The sequence below is a fragment of the uncultured Serinicoccus sp. genome, assembly GCF_947487915.1.
Classification (GTDB): domain Bacteria; phylum Actinomycetota; class Actinomycetes; order Actinomycetales; family Dermatophilaceae; genus Ornithinicoccus.
Genome location: NZ_CANKYH010000005.1, coordinates 178,304 through 197,875 on the forward strand (window position 1 = coordinate 178,304; position 19,572 = coordinate 197,875).

General features: G+C 72.3%; 18 protein-coding genes and 1 pseudogene. 6 read left to right on the top strand and 13 right to left on the bottom strand.

Features of this window, described 5'->3' with window-relative positions; translation table 11 throughout:
* Positions 1-89: 89 nt before the first annotated feature.
* From Q0795_RS07980 to Q0795_RS08010, 7 genes are all read right to left on the bottom strand, one after another.
* Positions 90-1,595: a UDP-N-acetylmuramoyl-L-alanyl-D-glutamate--2,6-diaminopimelate ligase gene (locus tag Q0795_RS07980; protein ID WP_298888621.1), complete on the bottom strand. Its 1,506-nt coding sequence runs from the start codon at positions 1,593-1,595 to the stop codon at positions 90-92.
* A 65-nt stretch (positions 1,596-1,660) separates the two neighbouring features.
* Positions 1,661-1,828 carry a hypothetical protein gene (locus Q0795_RS07985; RefSeq protein ID WP_298888623.1) on the bottom strand — a complete coding sequence of 56 codons (168 nt, stop codon included), beginning with the start codon at positions 1,826-1,828 and terminating at the stop codon, positions 1,661-1,663.
* A gap of 77 nt (positions 1,829-1,905) precedes the next feature.
* Positions 1,906-3,897, bottom strand: a complete 1,992-nt coding sequence (locus Q0795_RS07990) for an alpha-amylase family protein (protein ID WP_298888625.1) — start codon at positions 3,895-3,897, stop codon at positions 1,906-1,908.
* A 91-nt stretch (positions 3,898-3,988) separates the two neighbouring features.
* Complete coding sequence (locus Q0795_RS07995; RefSeq protein ID WP_298888627.1) at positions 3,989-4,852, bottom strand: carbohydrate ABC transporter permease; 864 nt, start codon at positions 4,850-4,852, stop codon at positions 3,989-3,991.
* Complete coding sequence (locus Q0795_RS08000) at positions 4,849-6,051, bottom strand: carbohydrate ABC transporter permease (protein WP_298888629.1); 1,203 nt, start codon at positions 6,049-6,051, stop codon at positions 4,849-4,851. Before Q0795_RS08000 ends, Q0795_RS07995 begins: the two co-directional genes overlap by 4 nt.
* Positions 6,048-7,424: an ABC transporter substrate-binding protein gene (locus tag Q0795_RS08005; RefSeq protein ID WP_298888630.1), complete on the bottom strand. Its 1,377-nt coding sequence runs from the start codon at positions 7,422-7,424 to the stop codon at positions 6,048-6,050. The genes Q0795_RS08000 and Q0795_RS08005 overlap by 4 nt, the downstream gene beginning before the upstream one ends.
* Before the next feature lie 173 nt (positions 7,425-7,597).
* Positions 7,598-8,119, bottom strand: a complete 522-nt coding sequence (locus Q0795_RS08010) for a SprT-like domain-containing protein (RefSeq protein WP_298888632.1) — start codon at positions 8,117-8,119, stop codon at positions 7,598-7,600.
* Between the two features lie 54 nt (positions 8,120-8,173).
* Here Q0795_RS08010 and Q0795_RS08015 point away from each other — a divergent pair, with 54 nt between their 5' ends.
* Positions 8,174-8,560 (top strand): DUF6394 family protein, encoded by a 387-nt coding sequence (locus tag Q0795_RS08015; RefSeq protein WP_139719370.1) that lies wholly within the window; start codon positions 8,174-8,176, stop codon positions 8,558-8,560.
* 15 nt (positions 8,561-8,575) lie between these two features.
* Positions 8,576-10,354 carry a potassium channel protein gene (locus Q0795_RS08020; RefSeq protein ID WP_298888635.1) on the top strand — a complete coding sequence of 593 codons (1,779 nt, stop codon included), beginning with the start codon at positions 8,576-8,578 and terminating at the stop codon, positions 10,352-10,354.
* 21 nt (positions 10,355-10,375) lie between these two features.
* Here the strand turns inward: Q0795_RS08020 and Q0795_RS08025 are convergent, their stop codons facing one another.
* A complete protein-coding gene (locus Q0795_RS08025) occupies positions 10,376-10,909 on the bottom strand; it encodes a DUF3806 domain-containing protein (RefSeq protein WP_298888637.1) in 534 nt (177 codons plus the stop codon).
* A 65-nt stretch (positions 10,910-10,974) separates the two neighbouring features.
* Here Q0795_RS08025 and Q0795_RS08030 point away from each other — a divergent pair, with 65 nt between their 5' ends.
* The 3 genes from Q0795_RS08030 (at position 10,975) to Q0795_RS08040 (ending at position 14,186) form a co-directional block, all read left to right on the top strand.
* The gene (locus tag Q0795_RS08030; RefSeq protein ID WP_298888639.1) at positions 10,975-12,981 is read left to right on the top strand and encodes an acyltransferase family protein; all 2,007 of its coding nucleotides are present in this window, start codon (positions 10,975-10,977) and stop codon (positions 12,979-12,981) included.
* Between the two features lie 47 nt (positions 12,982-13,028).
* Positions 13,029-13,532, top strand: coding sequence for a DUF427 domain-containing protein (locus Q0795_RS08035; protein ID WP_298888641.1), 504 nt, complete (start codon positions 13,029-13,031; stop codon positions 13,530-13,532).
* A 147-nt stretch (positions 13,533-13,679) separates the two neighbouring features.
* Positions 13,680-14,186 carry a hypothetical protein gene (locus Q0795_RS08040; protein WP_298888643.1) on the top strand — a complete coding sequence of 169 codons (507 nt, stop codon included), beginning with the start codon at positions 13,680-13,682 and terminating at the stop codon, positions 14,184-14,186.
* 97 nt (positions 14,187-14,283) lie between these two features.
* Here Q0795_RS08040 and Q0795_RS08045 read toward each other — a convergent pair whose 3' ends face one another.
* The 3 genes and pseudogenes from Q0795_RS08045 to Q0795_RS08055 form a co-directional block, all read right to left on the bottom strand.
* Positions 14,284-15,150: a transglycosylase family protein gene (locus tag Q0795_RS08045; protein ID WP_298888645.1), complete on the bottom strand. Its 867-nt coding sequence runs from the start codon at positions 15,148-15,150 to the stop codon at positions 14,284-14,286.
* Between the two features lie 171 nt (positions 15,151-15,321).
* On the bottom strand, positions 15,322-15,972 hold the full coding sequence (locus tag Q0795_RS08050) for a DinB family protein (protein WP_298888841.1): 651 nt from the start codon (positions 15,970-15,972) through the stop codon (positions 15,322-15,324).
* 153 nt (positions 15,973-16,125) lie between these two features.
* Positions 16,126-16,770 (bottom strand): annotated as a pseudogene (locus Q0795_RS08055) (Type 1 glutamine amidotransferase-like domain-containing protein); the annotation flags it as partial.
* Positions 16,771-16,900: 130 nt separating this feature from the next.
* Between Q0795_RS08055 and Q0795_RS08060 the strand changes: the two are divergent.
* Positions 16,901-17,827 carry an aldo/keto reductase gene (locus Q0795_RS08060; RefSeq protein ID WP_298888647.1) on the top strand — a complete coding sequence of 309 codons (927 nt, stop codon included), beginning with the start codon at positions 16,901-16,903 and terminating at the stop codon, positions 17,825-17,827.
* 37 nt (positions 17,828-17,864) lie between these two features.
* Here the strand turns inward: Q0795_RS08060 and Q0795_RS08065 are convergent, their stop codons facing one another.
* Positions 17,865-19,073, bottom strand: coding sequence for an ATP-binding protein (locus Q0795_RS08065; RefSeq protein ID WP_298888649.1), 1,209 nt, complete (start codon positions 19,071-19,073; stop codon positions 17,865-17,867).
* 128 nt (positions 19,074-19,201) lie between these two features.
* Positions 19,202-19,477, bottom strand: coding sequence for a WXG100 family type VII secretion target (locus Q0795_RS08070; protein ID WP_058891933.1), 276 nt, complete (start codon positions 19,475-19,477; stop codon positions 19,202-19,204).
* Between the last annotated feature and the right edge of the window lie 95 nt (positions 19,478-19,572).

Genomic DNA, 19,572 nt, shown 5'->3' on the forward strand with positions numbered 1-19,572 from the left:
CATGGCTGACCTGCACGTGCGGGGTATGAGTGCTGCCGGGTGGCCGGGGCCCCGAGGTGGAGACGCCGGAGGCGGTCGAGAGCAGCCGGCTAGCTGACGTCCTCGCCCCGTCGCGCCGCGAGCGCCCGACGGGCCTCCCCGACCTCGTCCCAGGGCACCAGCTCGGTGCCGCGCTCCATGGTCTCCTCCGGGCCCTTGCCCGCCAGCACGACGGTGTCCTCCGGGGCGGCCTCACGCACGGCATACCGGATCGCCTCGGTGCGGTCGCCGATCGAGACGTAGTTGTCACGCCCCGCCTCACGGGACCCCCGCTCCATCTCCTGGAGGATCTCCTGCAGCGGGGTGGTGCGGTGGTCCTCCTCGGTGAGCACGACGTGGTCGGCGAGCTGCGTGGCGACCCGGCCCAGCGGGGCTCGCTTGGACGGGTCGCGCGGCCCGCCGGCCGAGCCGAGCACGACCCACAGCCGGCCCCGGGTCGTCACCCGCACCGTCTCCAGCGCCTTCTCCAGGCTCGGTGGGGTGTGGGCGAAGTCCACGATGACCCGCGGGTCGCCGTCGCCGTGCTCCACCATCTCCATCCGCCCGGCGACCCCGGCGAAGGTGGCGAGCCCGGCGACCAGCTCGCCCAGCCGCACGCCGGTGGCCGCGACGCCGGCCATCGCGGCCAGGGCGTTGGCGACGTTGAAGCGGCCGATCATCGGCAGCCGCGCCGGCGCCTCGCCCTCCGGCGCGTGGACGGTGAAGGTGATGCCCTCGGCCCCCTCGACCACGTCGGTGGCGCGCCAGTCGGCCGCGCTGCCCTCGGCGGAGTAGGTCGTCACGCCGTGTCCGTCGGCGGTCGCCATCGGCACGAGCTGCTCGACCCAGGGGCGGTCGTCGACGTTGAGGACGCTGTGCCGCGCCCGCTGCACGAGGCGGGCCTTGTCGGCGAAGTACCGCTCCATCGTCCCGTGGAAGTCCAGGTGCTCACCGGTGAGGTTGGTCCACACCGCGACGTCGTAGTCGACCCCGCGCACCCGGTCCAGCGCCAGGGCGTGGCTGGAGCTCTCGACCACCGCGTCGCTCGCCCCGGCCTCGAGGAGCTCGCGCAGGATCTGCTGCACCTGCGGGGCCTCGGGGGTGGTGAAGTGCGAGGGCGGCTGGCGCAGCACGCCGTCGGGCAGCTGGTAGCCGATCGTCGAGAGCAGCCCGCTCGCCCGCCCCGCCTCGCGCAGCAGGTGCAGCGCCAGGCAGGACGTGGTGGTCTTGCCGTCGGTGCCGGTGACGCCGATGACCCGCAGGGCGTCGCTCGGTCGCCCCGCGAGGGCGGTGGCCGCGTCGGCCAGCGCCGGCCGCACCGCCTCGACGCGCAGGTAGGGCACGGGGCAGGTCGCGCCGTCGGGCATCCCCTCGCCGATGACGGCGACGGCGCCACCTCCTACGGCCCGGTCGATGAAGGTATGCCCGTCGAAGCGGGCTCCGCGGATGGCCACGAAGGCGTCCCCCGGCCGGATCCAGTCCGCCTGGTGGCTCACCCCCGTGACCCGCACGTCGTCGGCCTCAGGGCCGGGGACGAGACGGGCCCCCAGGGTGGCGGCGAGGTCGCTCAGCTGCATGGCGACACCCTATGTCCGGAACCGACGGGACCCGGCGCGCCCGGCGGGCACACGCTGGAGGGACGTCAGCGCCCGAGGAGCCGGGAGAGCAGGCCACCACCGGACGGGGCGGCGGACTCGTGCCCGTCGCACCACCGGCCGACCGGCACCCCGCGCCGGACCTGGTCGACGTGCTGGCCGCAGCCGGCCCAGGTGGTCCTGCCGCAGGTCCTGCAGGTGACAGCTCGGCACACGGGGGGCTCCTCGGTCGGTCGTCGGACGCCGTCGCAGCGTCCTGACCTTCAGACTACTATACCCCGGGGGGTATAGGTCAAGCGCGCACGAGCCACACCGGCTGGTAGGTCGAGAGGTACACCGAGCCGTCCGCGGTGAGGCTCGGCGGGTAGCCGTTGAGGGCGTCGACGGTCCGGTCCACCGACAGGCCCTGCTCGCGCAGCCACCAGCCGGGGACGGAGCGTGGCACGGCCGTGAGGTTGTAGAGCTGCACCATGGTGCCGACCGGGTGGCGGCGGACCACGACGAAGACGGCCGCGTCCGGCGCCGCGACGACCAACGCCTCGACGCTCGCGTGCAGGTGGGGCAGGGACGCCCGGGTGCGGGCGAGGTGCTGCATCCCCCGCAGCACCCGCCCGGCGGCGGTCTCCGGCGCCGTGAGGGCGGCGGCGACCTCCTCCGGGTCCAGCCGGGGCCGGTGGACCCAGCGGTTGTCGGCGGCGTGCTCGGGGACCTGGTCCCACTCGGCGTCGCCCAGGCTCGCGATCTCGTCGCCCGACCAGATGACCGGGATGCCGCCGAAGCCGTAGACCACGGCATACCCGAGCAGGAGCCGGGCCACCGCCTCGTCGACCGCGTGCTCGGCCTCCGTGGCCGCCTGCTCGTCCACGGCCCCGTCCACCAGCTCCAGCGCCCGCACGAGCCCGCTGAGGCTGGCGGCCGACCCGGAGATGCGACGGTCGTTGGTGACCGGGTTGTGCTGGAAGACGAGCCCGGTCGCCACCGAGCCGGGGAACTCCCCGGAGTAGTAGTCGGACAGGAAGGTGCGGTGGGCGTGGCCGTCGACCATCACCGAGCGCGCGTCGTCGTCGTCGATGGCCCAGCCGATGTCGTCGTGGCAGCGCAGGTAGGTGATCCAGGCCGTGGTGGACGGGACGACGGGGAAGCGGCCGAGCGCGTGGGTGGCCAGCCGCGCGTCGCCGCTGGCGAGCATCGACCAGATCTGCACCATGAGGCTGTTGTGGTAGGCGAGGTCGGAGACCTTGCCGTGGTGCTGCCCCTGACCGAGGTAGTGCACGACCTCGTTGGGGCCCACGATGGCCTCGGCCTTGAAGACCAGCGCCGGCGCGGTCATCCGGGCCAGCGCGCGCAGCGCCTGGGTGAGCTGGTGCACCTCGGGCTCGTTCTGGCACTGCGTGCCCAGGCGCTTCCAGAGGAAGGCGATCGCGTCCAGCCGCAGGATCTCCACGCCCTGGTTGGCCAGGAAGAGGATGACGTCGGCCAGCTCGGCGAAGACGTCGGGGTTGTCCCAGGCGAGGTCCCACTGGTAGTCGTTGAAGGTGGTCCAGACCCACCCCCTGAGCTCCTCGTCCCAGGTGAAGTTGCCGGGGGCGAAGTCCGGGAAGACCTCCAGCAGGGTGCGCTCGTAGGCGTCGGGCACCTCCCGGTCGGGGTAGACGTGGAAGTACCGGCGGTAGCGTTCGTCACCCTCCCGCGCGGCCCGGGCCCAGGCGTGCTCGCGGGCCACGTGGTTGAGCACGAGGTCGAGGCACACGCTGATGCCCCGCTCGCGCAGGCTCGCGGTGAGGGACCGCAGGTCGTCCATCGACCCCAGGTCCTCGCGCACCGAGCGGTAGTCGGCGACGGCATATCCCCCGTCGTTGGGCGCCGGGCGCGGTTGCAGCAGCGGCATGAGGTGCAGGTAGCGCACCCCCAGTCCGGTGAGGTGGTCGGCCAGCCCGGCGAGCGCGGTGAGCGTGCCCTCCTCGGTGAGCCGCTCGGCGTAGCCCGCGTAGCCCACGACGTCCGGGCGCTGGAACCAGTCCGGCTCCAGGGAGCGTCGCTGGTCCAGCAGGTGCAGCTCCTCGTCGCGGTCGCGGTATGCCGTCGCCGCCAGCTCCAGGACCCGCGCGGCCACGGCGGGCGGGTCGGGGTAGGGCGCGAGGCCGGCGACGAGGTCGTCCCACCAGCGGGCCACGCGCAGGGCGAAGGTGGTGCGGCGGTGGTCGGGCAGCGGGTCGAGGACGGCCTCGGTGCGGGCGCGGGCCTCCGGGGGCAGTGCCACGGGCCAGGGGAGTTCACGTGTCACGGTCACATCCAATCATCGGACGCGACGAGCGGGCGGGAGCTCCACCGGGGATCTCCCGCCCGCTCGACGGTGAGGCAGGGCGCGGACGTGGTCAGCCCTTGACCGCGCCGCTCGTCATGCCGCGCACCAGGAAGTTCTGGAGCGCGAAGAAGACGATCATCGGCAGCACCATGGAGATGAACGCTCCCGCGGTCAGCAGCTCGGCGCCCTGACCCTGGGTGCCCAGCAGCTGCTGCAGCTTGACGATCACCGTGGTGTTGTCGTTGCTGAGGAACAGCTTGGCGATGAGCAGGTCGTTCCACACCCACAGGAACTGCAGGGTGGCGAACGCCGCCATCGCCGGCATCGCCATCGGAGCCACCAGCTTCCAGAAGATCTGGAAGTTGGAGCAGCCGTCGATCCGTGCCGACTCCACCACGCTGTAGGGCAGCGTGGACATGTAGTTGCGCAGCACGTAGATGCACAACGGCATGCCGAACCCGGTGTGCAGCAGCCACACCGCGAGGTACTGGCCGGAGATGCCCAGGCCGTTGGGGCCGAAGAGGTTGAGCAACGGCTGGAAGGCCACGTGGATCGGGACCACCATCACCGCCACGATGATGATGAACAGCGTCTCCTTGAACCGGAACTGCAGGAAGGTGAACGCATAGGCCGCGAAGGCGGCGAACATGATGGGGATGACCGTCGCCGGGACGGCCACCACGATCCCGTTGAGGAAGGCGTTGCCCATGTCCGCCCGCTCGAAGACCTCGGTGTAGTTGCCGAAGGTCCAGGAGGTGCCGAACGGGTTGATGATCGCCGACCACCAGCCGCTGGTCAGCGCGTCGTCCCGGCTGCGGAAGCTGGTGACGAGCAGACCGAGGGTCGGCAGCGTCCACAGCAGGGCCAGCAGCAGCATGGTGACCATCGAGACGGGGCTGCGCTGGCGCCCGTCCTTGAGCCGTCCGGCGTTCATCGCATGGCCTCCTGCTTCCGGAAGTCCCTGACCTGGTAGATCAGGATGGGGATGATGGCGACGAGCAGGACGACGATGAGGGCCGTCGCCCGGCCGGCGTCGCGGTTGGTGAACATCTCCCGGAAGAACATGTTGGCGATGACATCGGTGTTGTTGCGCCCGTTGGTGAGCACGTAGACGATGTCGAAGACCTTCATCACCAGGATGAGGACGGTGATGAAGACGGTGACGATGGTGCCCCAGATCTGCGGGATGATGACCTGCCAGAAGATCTGCCACTCGGACGCGCCGTCGATCCGGGCCGCCTCGAGGGTGTCCTCGGGGACGCCCTTGATCGCCGAGCTGAGCAGGACCATCGCGAAGCCGGTCTGCAGCCAGATGAGGATGACCATCAGCAGGATGCTGTTGAGCCGGGCGGTGTCGATGTCCAGCCAGCTCGCGGGGTCCTGACCGAACCAGTTGACCCAGATGGCGTTCAGCGCCGCGGTCTGCGGCTCACCCGGGGGCCGGTAGCCGTAGACCGTGGTGAGCCAGATCGCCGAGGCGGCCACGAAGCTGATGGCCATCGGCATGAAGATGAAGCTCTTGGACCACTTCTCGCTCGAGGACGACAGCTTGTCGGCCAGCACCGCGACGACGACGCCCAGCGCCACCGTGATCGCCGGGACGATGGCGATCCACAGCAGGTTGTTGAACATCGCCGACCAGAAGGCGCTGCTGGCGAAGAGGCTGCTGAAGTTGGCCCACAGCGGGTCGACGTAGGCCGTGGAGTCCCGGTTCGCGAAGCTGTAGTGGATCGTCTGCACCGTCGGGAACAGCAGCATCAGCCCGATGAGGGAGAAGCCCGGCAGCAGGAAGGCGTACGGCATGACGCCGTGCTCCAGCCGTCGGGGCAGCGCCTCGATCGCCATGTTGAGGAACCAGAAGAGGACGGCCGCACCGCCGACGCCGACGACGAGGCCCAGGGCGCCCATGAGCAGCTTGCTGTCGAAGAACCACTGGGGGTACCACGCGAAGGCGAGGAAGAGGTTGCCGATGAGCCAGACCGAGACCGCGATGCCGAGCACCCCGATGACGAGCTTGGCCGGCTGGAGAGCGGCGTCGGAGGGTCCGACGTTGCCTGCCCCGCCCGGGCCCTCGTCCGAGGGCGCCTGTGGTACCTCCTCCCCGACGGGAGGGGTCGATGATGTCGTGCTCACTGGTCCTCGCCCTCCTCACTCGCGTCGGCCGACTCGGGCCAGCCCGCCTCGATGTCGTCGGCGACCTCCTGGGCGGTCTTGGCCCCGCTCTGGAACTCGACCATGCCGGTCCAGAACGAGCCCGAACCGACCTCGCGGGGCATGACGTCGGAGCCGTCGTAGCGGAAGACGTCGGAGCCGTAGCCGAACTCGGCGATCTGCCGGGTCACCTCGTCGGGGTAGAGGCTGGTGTCGAAGCTGGTGTGCGGGCTCAACCAGCCGCCGGCCTCCGCCCACGGGCCGCCGAACTCGTCGGAGGAGAGGAACTCCATCACCGCGGCCACGTCGGTGTCGTAGGTGAACGCCGCCGCGAGGTCACCGCCGCCGAGGATGGGCTGGCCGTCGAAACCGCCCTCGGCGGGCGGGAAGACGAAGATGCCGACCTCCTCGTCGAGGTTCTCCTGGACGTCCTCGGGGAAGAACGTGGTGGCGAAGTTGCCCTGCCGCATGAGGTAGCAGCCGGGGTCGTCGTTGAACGCCGGGTTCATCGCCTCGGCGAACGGGGTGTTGAGGATGCCCCGGGAGCCACCGAGGACGTTGCCGTCCTCGTTGGCGAGGTCGCCGTAGGTCTCGATCGCCTCGACGACACGCTCGTCGTTGAAGGGGATGCGGTGGTAGATCCAGTCGTCGTAGACGTCCGGGCCGTGCAGGCGGAGCATGTACTCCTCCACCCAGTCGGTACCGACCCAGCCGGTGGCCTGGTCGGACTGCCACCCGATGCACCAGGGCGGCGTGTCGGCGTCGGTCCGGATCTGGTCGGCGACCTGGTCGAGCTCGTCCAGGTTGGCCGGCTCCGTGCTCCAGCCGCCCTCCTCGTAGGGACCCTTGGGGTACCAGACGATCGACTTGACCGCCATGCGCATGGGGGCGGCGTAGACGCGACCGTCGAACCGGGCGGAGTCCAGGAAGCCGTTGACCAGGGTGCGGTCGATCTCGTCGTAGTCGAGCATCGCGTCGACCGGGACCAGCTCTCCGCGCTCGGCGAGGTTGAGCACCCCGCCGGGCTGCGGGAAGAGCCCGATGTCCGGCTTGTCGCCGGCGTCCACCCGCACCTGGATCGTGTTGGTGAAGTCCTGGTCCGAGACGTAGTCGATGGTGATGCCGGTCTCCTCCTGGAACTCCTGGAGGGAGGCGTTGAACAGCTCCTCCTCGGCTCCACCGAAGGCGCCCAGGATGCTGACGCTCCCGTCGCCCTCCTCGGGCTCGGCCCCGACGGCTCCGACTGCGCCGACCGACCCGGCATCGGGATTCTGCAGACAGCCCGTCAGGGTCAGCCCGACCGCTGTCGCGAGCGCCGGGACCGTGGCACGTCGCCACCTCGTAGTCGCCACCATTGGCTCCTCTCTCCATCAGCGCCCACGGCCACCGCCTCACGGAACAGGGGTGCATCGCATGAGCCACTCTCTCGGAACCTAGCGCAGACCCGGCGTGCGATCAGCCCTCGCGAGGTCACGCTTTGGTCACGGAACGCCAGCACCGGCGCCCTCCGGCCGCCGCCTGCCTGACGCTACGTCACCTCCTGCAGGCGGCGCATCGCCGCGGCCACGTGCGGACCCAGCTCGGCGTGGTCCACGTCGCGTCCGTCGAACCGCCAGCCGATGACCCGCTCGCGCACGGGCACCCCGCGGCAGCGGGTGCACACGAGCACCCGCGTCGGACGCCGGTGACGGTGGACCAGGTGGCCGGCGGCGCAGCGCCCCTGCCAGCGGCCGGGCACCACCGGCCCCTCCGCCCCCACCGTGTAGCACCGCTCCCCGGTCGCGCCGAGGGACCGGGCGCGGGCACGCCATACCCCATCGTGGCCGTGGCCGGGGCCGACGAGCGCGTGCGCGACCTCGTGCAGCACCGTCTGACGCACCTGCGCCTCGTCCTGCACCGCCGTGATCGCCCGGCTGAGCGTGATCCGCCGGTCGGTCCAGTGGCACGCTCCGGCCCGGACCTTGGCCCGGTCGAAGCCGAACCCCCAGCCCGCCAGACCGTGCTCTCTCATCAACCCCCGGGCCAGCGCCCCCGCCTCGTCGAGTTCCATGCCCCGCACCCTAGGAGGCGGCACCGACAGACCTACGGCGTTATCGTCGTGGCTGTGAACCTTGAGAAAGTCGTGTTCGGCTTCTTCGTCCTGCTGGCGGCGACCCTGAACTTCGGGTACGTCCTCGGCGACATCGACAACCCGCGGCTGCACAACGTCTACGAGCTGTACGCCGCGGTCGTGGTCAACATCATCGCGACCATCCTGAAGTTCGGCGACCGCACCCAGATCGGCGCGGTCCACCTGGCCACCTCCCTGGTCGCCAGCATCCAGCTCATCGTCGCCGCGCTCGTGTGGATCTGGGCCCGGCACGTCGACCCGGGCGGGCTGACCGGGCAGCACATGAGCAGCGTGGTCTCCATCGCGGCCGGCGCGCTGCTCGCCAACATCGTCTCCATCGTCCTGCTCGTCGTGGAGACGGTCTCCTACCGCCGCCGCTGAGCGACGTCGCCCACGATGGCCAACCTCCTCCAGCTCCTCGGCCGCGGCAAGCCGGCCCGGCCGCGCCCGGACTCGCTGCGCCGCTACCGCGTCGACGTGCCGATGGAGCTGCCGACGACCGACGCGGTCTTCCTCGTCCTGCGCCGCATGCGGACGCCGCTGGTCGTCATCGTCAGCGTCTTCGCCATCATGACCTTCGGGCTCAGCATGATGCCGGGCACCGAGGAGAACCCGGAGCGGCTGGCCGTCTTCGACAGCTTCTACGTCATCAGCTACACCGGCCTCACCATCGGCTACGGCGAGGTGCCGCACGAGTTCAGCTACGCGCAGCGGATGTGGGTCACCGCCACCATCTACGCCTGCGTCATCGCCTGGTCCTACAGCATCGGCGCGCTGCTCTCGCTCTCGCAGGAGCAGACCTTCCGCCAGGCCATCCGCCTGCAGCGCTTCGGCCGCAAGGTCCGCGGCCTCCAGGCCCCCTTCGTGCTCGTCGTCGGCTACGGCCAGGCGGGTGAGGCGGTGTGCCGGGCGCTGGAGGACCAGGGGCGCGACTTCGTGGTGCTCGACGAGGACCCGCAGCGGGTCCAGCAGCTCGCGCTGGACGGCTACTCCAGCGACCACCCCGGTTTCGCGGCCAGCGGGCGGGACCCCCGCATGCTCGGCCTGGCCGGGCTGGGCCACGACCGTTGCGAGGCCGTGCTCGCCCTCACCGACAGCGACGAGACCAACCTCTCGGTCGTCATGTCGGTCAACCTGCTCCGTCCCGAGCTCATGGTCATCGCGCGCTGCAGCGACCGCGAGCACGCCCAGCAGATGCACGACTTCGCCGCCGACGTCATCATCAACCCCTTCGACCGCTACGGCGCCTACCTCGTCATGGCCCTGCGCCGCCCGGCCGGGTTCCGGCTCGCCTCCTGGCTCATGAGCAAGCGCGGCTCCAACCTGCCGCACCGGCTCTCCCACCTCACCGACGGGCAGTGGGTGGTCTGCGCGGACGGCACCTTCGGCTTCGAGGTGACCCGCGACCTGGAGAGTGCCGGACTGGACGTCATCCTCGTCGACCCTGCGGACGGGCGCCCCGACGTCTCGGACGCCGTGGGGTTCATCGCCGGCGCCGAGTCCGACATCGTCAACATGGCCAACGCCGCGCACGCCCGCATCGAGAACGACCAGCTGTTCATCGCCGTCCGGCAGAACTCGGCCGTCAACGCGGCACCGCTGCAGGCCTTCGACGCCGACTCGGTCTTCATCCCCACCGAGCTGCTCGCCCGGGAGGCGGTCGCCCGGATCACCTCGCCGAACTACTGGAGCTTCATCGACCACGTCCTGCACGAGGACGACGAGTGGGACCGCCGGGTCATGGACGAGATCGTCGCCGTGGTGGGGGACGAAACCCCGATCTCCACCCGCCTCGACCTCGACTTCACGAGCGCCCCGGCCGTGGTGCGGTGGCTGAACGGGCACGAGCTGACGCTCGGCGACCTGGTGCGGGACCCGGACGAGCGCGACGTGCGGCTCGCCGTCTACCCCGCGGTCCTGGTGCGCTCCGGGCGCCGCATCTTCACCCCGGGGATGGACGAGAAGCTCAAGGAGGGCGACACGCTGCTGCTGCTGGGCCGCGAGCTCGACCTGGCGGTGGTCCGCTCCACGGTCTTCCACGACTCGGCCGTCGAGTACGTCGCGACCGGCCGCGAGGTCGCGACCGCCTGGGTCTTCCGCCAGCTGCAGAAGGTCACCGGCCGGGAGAAGGCCACCGCCTCGCGCGGGCCCGTGCCCCCGCCCGACGAGGGCTGAGGCCGGGCGGCGTCCCGGGGGTCAACGGCTGCGGACCTCGACGATGTGCCCCACGACCTGGGGCACCCACCCTCGTTCGCGCCGCATCCAGCGGACGGCGACGAGGTTGGAGGGGACGACGACGAAGTCGCCCGCGGCGACGGCGAGGTCGGTGCCGAAGACGTCGGTGACCACCTCCCAGGCCAGGTCGGTGTGCCGGTGCAGGTGCTCCCCGACGGCCACGGCATACCGCTCCACGACCTCGTCGTGGTGCCCGTCCGTGCCCTTCGCCGCGAGCCACGCCGCCAGCTCGCGATCGAGCCCGACGCTGATCGAGGCCAGGTCGTCGACGTCCACGCCGTCGGCCTCCACCGCGGCCAGACCGGCGTCGATCCGGGCCCGCTCCGCCTCGCCGATCCGGCGCGACTCGGGGGTGAGCGGCAGCTCACCGACGGGGCTCTCGCCCGGGTCGGGCAGGGCCCGCACCCGAGGCTCGTCCGGCGCCGACCGGGACCGGCCGAGCAGGTTCCGGACCTTGTCGAGGCCGGCCGACACACGGCGTCCGCGATCGCTCATCCGGGCAGCGTAGCGCCCGGGCGTAGGATGCGCGGGGACCACGAGGAGGCGGGGACACCGGTTCGATGCGCGCAGACATCCAGACCCTCCGGGCGGTCGCCGTCGTGCTGGTGCTGCTGTGGCACGCGGGGCTTCCGGGGCTGACGGGGGGGTATGTCGGGGTCGACGTCTTCCTCGTCGTCTCCGGCTTCCTCATGACCCGGATCCTGCTCCTCGAGATCGGTGAGCACGGCCGGCTCGACCTCCCCCGGTTCTGGTTGCGGCGGGCCCGCCGGCTGCTGCCGGCGGCGGCGGTGTCGGTCCTCGGAGTGGCGCTCATCACGGTCGCCCTGCTGCCCAGCACCCGGTGGCGCGACATCGCCGGCGACATCGGCGCGAGCGCCGTCTACCTCGTCAACTGGCGGCTCGCGGACCGCTCCGTCGACTACCTGGTGGCGGACGCGGCCCCCTCCCCCCTGCAGCACTTCTGGTCGTTGGCCGTCGAGGAGCAGTTCTACCTCGTGTGGCCCGTGGTGCTGGCCCTGGTGGTCGCGGCGCCGGTCCGGCGCGGACGCGGGTCGGCCGCGGCCCGGGTGGCGCTCCTCGCAGGTCTCGCCGGGGCGCTCTCCCTGGCCTGGTCGGCCTGGCTGTCGCAGGCGGACCCCGCCCGCGCCTACTTCGTCACGACCACCCGCGTCTGGGAGCTCGCGCTCGGCGCGGTCCTCGGTGCCCTGTGGCCGTGGTGGGAGGCGCGGCACCCGGGCCCCCGCACGGCGACCGCGCTCGTCCTCCTGGGGACCGGCGCCGTGCTGGGCTCCGCGGTCGTGCTCGACGCGACGACGGCCTTCCCCGGGACTGCCGCGCTGGCGCCGACGCTCGGCACGGTGGCCGTCCTGCTCGGGGGCCCTTTCGTCCGCGTCGGTGGCGTGGTCCACCACGGCCTGGGCCTGCGGCCGGCGCAGTGGCTCGGTGGCGTGTCCTACTCGCTCTACCTCTGGCACTGGCCGCTGCTCGTCGCGGCCACCGCCGTGGTCGGCGCCGAGACGCTGCCCTGGGGCGTCGGCCTGCTGGTCCTGACCCTCACCCTCCCGGTCGCCTGGCTGTCCTACCGCTACGTCGAGACACCCTTCCGCGGGCGGATCCCCCGGGCGCCGGTGCGGGCCACCGCCCGCGCGCTCCTCCGCTCGGTCAGCGGGTATGCCCTCGCCTGCGCCGCGGGAGTCGTCGCGGTCCTCGTGGCGACGGTGACCCTGACGCCGGGCGGGGCGCTGTCGACCGTCCCGGCGCAGGCTCAGCAGGTACAGCCGGCCCCGGCGTCCGCGCGGGAGGACGTCTACGCCCCCTTCTACGACGGCTGCGCCGCGCTCGACGGGGCAGACCTGGCCACGGTGTGCGTGGACGGCGACGTCGACAGCGACACCCGGGTGGTCCTGGTCGGCGACTCGCACGCGGTCATGTGGATGCCGGCCCTCGCGGCGGCCGGCGCTCGGCACGGGTGGCGCGTGGAGCTGGTGGCGAGGACGTCCTGCCCGGCGGCGGACGTGGTCCCCATGGCCGGGAGGGACCCGCGCGAGGACTGCCCCACCTGGCTGAGGGAGGTGACCGAGACGGTCGCCGCCGACCCGCCCGCCGCGGTCCTCACCGCCCAGGTACCCATCCCCCGGTTGTGGGTCGACGGCGAGGTGGTCCGTTCCGCGGACGGGCACGCGCACATGGCCGACGGCCTGGCCCGGGCCTGGGAGCGCCTCGGCGCCGCCGGAGCACCGGTCCTGACCATGGCACCGACCCCCCGCTTCGAGCAGGACCCGCCGGAGTGCGTCGCCCAGCACCTGGAGGAGGTCTCGGCGTGCGGCGAGCCGCTGGAGCAGGCGCTGGCCCCGGTCTCACCCCCGGTGCGACTCGCGCTGGAGCAGACCCCGCAGGTGGGGCTCGTCGACCTCAACGGCGAGCTCTGCCCGGACGGGTGGTGCCCCGCGGTGGACGGCTCCACGCTCGTCTGGGCCGACGGCAACCACCTCAGCCGGACCCGCTCCCGCGAGCTCGCCGACCCTCTGGCCGCGGCGCTCGCCGGGGTCCTCACCCCGGCCGGCTGAGCAGCTACCCCTTGGTCGCGGTGGGCCACCCGCCCTATGGTCGGGGTATGCCTGCACAGACCGAGTCCGTCTGGGACTACCCGCGACCCCCGGCCGTGGACACCTCCGGGGGGGAGCACGTCGTCATCCGGGTGGGCGGGCAGACGATCGCCGAGACCGTCGCGGCGATCCGGGTGCTGGAGACCTCGCACCCGCCGACCTACTACCTGCCGCTCGGGGCCTTCGTCACCGGCGTCCTGCAGCCGGCCCGCGACAACCGCCGCACGACCTGCGAGTTCAAGGGGTCGGCGACCTACTTCGACCTCGTCGTGGACGGCACCCGGCTGAGCCGGGCGGCGTGGACCTACCCGGACCCGACCCCCGCCTTCCGCGAGATCGCCGACTACGCCGCCGTCATGCCCAGCGCCATCGACGGCGCGACCGACCCGGCGGACGGCTGCTACGTCGACGACGAGCGGGTGCAGCCGCAGGAGGGCGACTTCTACGGCGGGTGGATCACCTCGAGGGTGCGCGGGCCGTTCAAGGGGGCGGCGGGCACCCAGGGCTGGTAGCCCCGCCCCGGCGCCACCCGGTCGCGCCGCGCCGGGACCGATGAGGCAGGATGGATCCTCGCGCGTGACGGGGCCGGGGGGCCCGGCACGGGCGGTTCGCGTCGTCCATGTCGGACGGCGACCATCCACGCAAGGAGGAATGATCTGATGCGACGTGCCCTGACCATGGCCACCGTGATGAGCCTGGCTGTCCTCACCGGCGCCTGCTCGGTCGAGGAGGACGCAGACGCAGAGATCCCCGAGAACGCCATCGCCGAGGACACCAGCGACGAGGACGCCGCCGGGACGGCGTCCGACGAGGAGGGCATGGAGGTCGCGGAGGACCCGACCTGCCAGGGCTTCTTCGCCGGCCAGGGGACCCCGCTCGCGGAGCGCGCGGCCACCCAGCGCGACGTCGTCAGTTCCGGCGACGACCTCGACCCGGTCGCCTTCTCGGAGGTGACGCTGCTCTCCGGCCGTCTCATGACGCTGGCCGAGGAGGCGGACGAGGACCACGCGGCCCTCCTGGAGCGCATCAACGCGCCTTTCGAGGAGGTCAACGACGCCGTCGTCGAGGAGGGGACCCGCACCGAGGACGTCATCGCGATCCCCGACGTCGACGTGTCCGACTCCGAGGCGGCCCAGACCGAGCTCGAGGAGGCCTGCGCGGCCTGATACCGGATTCCGGACCCCGCGTATGCCGGTGGCCCGGACCCCGTCGCGTGAGCGAGCGGGCCGGGGTCCGGGCCACCGTGCGTGGGTCAGCCCTCCGTCAGCCGACCGACAGGGTCTGGCCCGCGATGATGAGGTCCGGGTCCTCCAGGTCGTTGGCCGCCGCCAGGGTGTGCACGTCGGTGCCGTGCTGCGCGGCGATCTCCGACAGCGTGTCACCGTGCTGCACGGTGTAGCTCTGCGCGGCCGTGGGCGTTCCTCCCGCCGGCACGAGCATGACGTCGCCGGCGTAGATCAGCGCGCCGCCGTGGGCGAGGTCGTTGATCCCCACCAGCTCGGTGACCGTGGTGCCGTGGTGGCGCGCGATCTTCGCGGTGGTCTCCCCGCTGGCGATGACGTGCTCGGCGAGGTCGGCGGCCGGCGCCTGCTGGGGGGCGGCCTGCTGCACCGGCTCCTGCGGCGCGGCCTGCTGCGGGGCCGCCTCCGCCTGCTGGGGCTGCGCGGGCTCGGGCTGGGCCGGCTGCTGGGGCTCCGCGGGCTGCGGCTCGGCCGGGGCGGGCTCGGCGGGCTGCGCGGGCTCGGCCGGGGCGGGCTCCGCCGGAGCGGGGCCACCGGCGGTCAGGCCGGCCTCGACGGAGCACACGGGCCAGGCGCCGGGGCCCTGGACCGCCAGGACGTTCTCGGCGATCGCGATCTGCTGAGCCCGCGTCGCGAGGTCGGCGCGCGGCGCGTAGTCGGTGCCGCCGAAGCCCTCCCAGGTGCTCTGCACGAACTGCAGGCCGCCGTAGTAGCCGTTGCCGGTGTTGATGCTCCAGTTGCCGCCGGACTCGCACTGGGCGACGGCGTCCCAGGTCTCGCCGCTGGCGGCCTGGGCGGACCCGGCGGACACGACGCCGGTCAGGCCGGTGAGGCCGGTGGCGAGGGCGAGCGCGCCCAGGCGGGGCTTGCGGATGGCACGGTGCTTCATGGTGGAACCTCAGGGGAAGTTGAGTACAGGGGGACCGCCGCAGGCTCCCCCGCGGCCCCTCCACCGTGACGGGGCAACCTGGACGTCGCAACCTGTCCACGGTCAGACTCCGGTCAGGAAGCTGCCGCACACCCCGCTGAGCAGCGTCGACGGCTCAGCACGTGAGACTGCTCACGTCCTGGCGTCGATGACGTCGAGGTCGCGCTGCGCGAACCGCAGGTGCTCCCACTCCTCCTCGACGATCGTGCGCAGGCACGAGAGCGTCGACTCGGGGTATGCCGGTGCCCACGGGTTGCGGCGCGGCACCTCGAGGTCGTCCGCCGTGACCGTGGCGAGGTGGGCGCGGACCATCGCCACCCGCTCGGCCCGGACCTGCAGCACCCGCTCCCAGCTCGGGTCGGTCTCGTGGAAGACCGAGGGGTCGTGCCCGTCCAGGGCGTACTCGGCGTTCGGCTGACCGATCGGGTGGTACGGGGCGGGCAGGCCGAGCACGGCCCCGCGCAGCCAGGTGTCGGTCGCCATGACGAGGTGGCGCAGCGTCTGGGCGACGCTCCACTCCCCGGCGACGCTGACGTCGACGGTGCCGGGCGGCATCCCCTCGGCACGGGCGACCGCCCCCGCCCAGGCGGTCTCCAGCGCGGCCCACGCCGCCCGGAGCCCGTCCGGGTCCGCGGCCCGGCGCAACTCCCGGCCGGGGAAGCGCCGGTCGAGCTCGGCGTCGACCAGCGGCGCGACATCGACCCCGTTGACCAGCAGCGTCCCCTCGCCCTCCAGCAGCCAGGGGGCGTCGATCTCGACGCCGTCGACGTCGACGGCGCGCATCACGGCACCGGACAGCGAGCACCCGACGAAGCGGGCTCCGCTCAGGTCCTGCCCCCGGAACTCGCGCGGGGCGGACGGCTCCTCCGGCACCGGGGTCGCCCCGTGGTCCCCCTCGCGCCTCCGCTCGTCCCCGCGCGCACCGTCGACCGCGGGCAGGTGCCGCCAGACCCCCTCGGAGACGACCGTCACCTCGCCGTCGACCACCTGGACCGCGCTCTGGTCGTCCAGGGCGTAGGCGGGCACGCCCAGCGGCGCCACCCACCGGTCGGCTCCCTCCATCGGGTTCATCCCGACGTGCGGGTAGATCGAGAAGTCGACGACGCCCAGGGTCCGGTCGCTCCAGCCGTCAGGACGCCAGGTGACGAACGGCTCACCGATCCGGGGGGTCAGGACCATGCTGCCCGCGCTCAGCCCGACCCACACGGTGTCCGTCAGCGTCGGCAGCAGGTCGGCGAGCCCGGACACGCGCATCCAGTGGGCGAGGTAGGTCGCGTCACCGCCGTCCACCAGCAGCGCGTCCGCCTGCTCGACCCAGGGCACCCAGCGCTGGCGGGGCAGGCTGGGCAGCGCGGTGAGCTCGAGCACGCCGAGCGAGGCCCACCCCAGGTCGCACATCGGAGACGGAGACTCTCCGGAGAGGAAGCGCCAGGCGTTCCCGGGGTCGCACATCGGGTGCCCGTAGGTCGCGGTCGGGATCGCCAGCGCGCTCGACTCCGCGACGGGTTTGCCGAGGAGGGAGACGAGGGCCCGCTCGATGCTGGGGTTGGTGACCCCGCCCGAGGTGAGCAGGAGCTTCATACCGGTCCCTTCGCCGCGCCACCGAGGATGCCGCAGGCACCCGGTCGGTCCGACCGACGGCGCGTGCCGGCATGAGGAAGAGTAGACCCGTCCGCACCGACCGCGCACCGGCCCGAAGGAGGCGAGACGCATGATCCTGCAGGAGACGTCCACCCTGGCCAACGGGGTCACCATCCCCCGGCTCGGGCTCGGCACCTGGTTCATCAGCGACACGGACGTCGTGCCGGCGGTCGGCGAGGCGCTCCGCCTCGGTTACCGGCACGTCGACACGGCCCCCGCCTACCGCAACGAGCAGGGCGTGGGCAGGGCGGTGCGCGGCAGCGGCGTGCCGCGGGACGAGGTCTTTGTCACGACCAAGGTCGACGCCGGGGCGAAGACCCACGACGCGGCCCGGGACGGCATCGACTCCTCGCTGCGCCGGACCGGGCTGGACCACCTGGATCTCGTCCTCGTGCACAGCCCGACGCCCTGGCGCAGGTTCGGTGGCGCGGAGCGCTACCTCGAGGAGAACCGCGAGGTCTGGCGGGCGCTGGAGGAGGCGCTCGCGGCCGGGAAGGTGCGGGCGATCGGGCTGTCGAACTTCGAGGTCGCCGATGTCGACAACATCCTCGAGGGGTGCACCGTCGCGCCCATGGTCAACCAGGTGCTGGCGCACATCAGCAACACCCCGCACGAGCTCATCCGCTACTGCCAGGACCGCGGCATCCTCGTCGAGGCCTACTCGCCGGTCGCGCACGGCGAGCTGCTGAGGAACGAGGAAGTCGCGCGGGTCGCGCAGCGGTATGCCGTGAGCGTGCCGCAGCTGTCCATCCGCTACTGCCTGCAGCTCGGGCTGGTGCCGCTGCCGAAGTCGGCCGACCCGGCGCACCTGCAGGCCAACACCGAGGTCGACTTCACCATCACCGAGGAGGACATGGACCTGCTGCGGGCCGTCGAGCAGATCGCGGACTACGGCGAGCACCGGGCGATGACGATCTACGGCGGGCAGCGCGACCTGCGCTCGCTGCTGGCCCTGGCCCGCGGCGCGCTGCGCTCGCGCCGGACGAGCGGCCGGTGAGGCGCCGGGGCCGGAGCGCGGCCCCTGCGCGGGCGGCTCAGGTGTTCTCGCGCAGGTAGCGGCCGAAGTGCGGCACCGTGAAGGCGATGCGCCCGCGCTCCCCGGAGTAGATGAGGCCCTTCTTGAGCAGCGCGTCCCGCGGCGGCGACAGCGACTGCGGCTTGCGGCCCAGGTGGCTGGCGATGTCGGCCGTCGCGACCGACTCGATCTCGTCGACCTCCTCCCCCGTCTCCACCCGCTGCGCGGCGAGGTCGGCCATCGCCCGGAGGTACTCCCGCTCCCCCGGGGTGGCCCGCTCGTAGCGGCTGCCGAAGAAGCCGACCGCCAGCTCGGCCTCGGCCTCCGGGCCCGCCACCCGCACGTCCTCGGCGGTGATGGGGGACTCCGGCGCGAGGTCCCACACCTCCTTGCCGTATGCCTGCAGGAAGTAGGGGTAGCCGCCGGTGGCGGCATACATCGCCGACAGCGCCTCCGGCGACCACGTGGCGTCCTCGTCCTGCGCGGGCAGCTGCAGCGCTCGCTCGGCCTGCTCCCGCGAGAGCCGGTCGATGCGGGTGTAGCGGAAGAGCCGCTCGGAGTAGGACTTGCTCGCCGACAGCACCGCGGGCAGGTGGGGCAGCCCGGCGCCCACGACGATGACCGGCAGCGCCGACTGGCTCAGCTCGTGGCAGGCGGCGCAGATGGCCGACACGTCGTCGGGCTGCAGGTCCTGCATCTCGTCGATGAAGACGCCCACGCCCTTCCCGACGTCCGCCGCGAGCCCTCCGACGTCGGAGAGCAGCTCGACGAGGTCGATCTCGATGTCGCCGGAGTCGGCGCGCCCGGTGACCGCGGCGACCTCGATGCCGGGGTTCCACCGGTCCCGCAGCTTGGCACCCGGCTGGTGCTTCTGGGCGAACGCCTTGATGACGCCGAGCACGTGGTCGACCTCGTCACCCTGCGGGTGCCCGAGCTCGCGCACCGCCACGTGCAGCGCCGCCGCCATGGGTCGGCGCATCCCCTGCTCCGGGCGCGCCTCGTACTTGCCCGTCCCCCACCGGGAGCGCACGGCCGCCCCGCGCAGCGCGTTGAGCAGCACCGTCTTGCCGACGCCGCGCAGGCCGGTGAGCACCATGGAGCGTTCGGGGCGGCCGCGCTGGATGCGCTCGAGCACCACGCGGAAGCGGTCGAGCTGCTCGTCGCGACCGGCGAGCTCGGGGGGCCGTTGGCCGGCGCCGGGGGCGTAAGGATTACGGATGGGGTCCACGATGGGACTGTATGCCGTTCTCTAGCGCATCTGTCAGAGACACGCAGACAAGGTCATCGTCGACCTCGCGGGCAGACGACAGGGGCCGGGGGGCGCCGCGCGCTCCCCGGCCCCTGTCGGCGGATGACTCAGATGCGGTCCGACTCGCCGGTGGCGGCGGCCAGGTTGTTGTGCTGCGTCTTGATGTCTTCCTTGGCCTCGTTGAGCGCGTCGACCAGCTTGGGGGTCAGTGTCGGCTTGAACGTCTGCCAGGCGTCCTTGAACTTCTCCGAGTTGGCACCGGTCCAGACGGTGCTGTTGAGCGACTTGTCGATGTCCTCAGACACCCGCTGGATGTCCAGGGCGGAGGTGTCGAGCGTCTTGTGCAGGTCTCGCAGAGTCGCGAGTTCACCACCAACGGCCATGAGTAGTACTCCCCTTCCGAGGGTTCGTGGAAATGGTCCCGACCGCATCCCCCATGAAACCCCTCGGCGGTGCGGCCTTTCCTCACCCTAGGCAG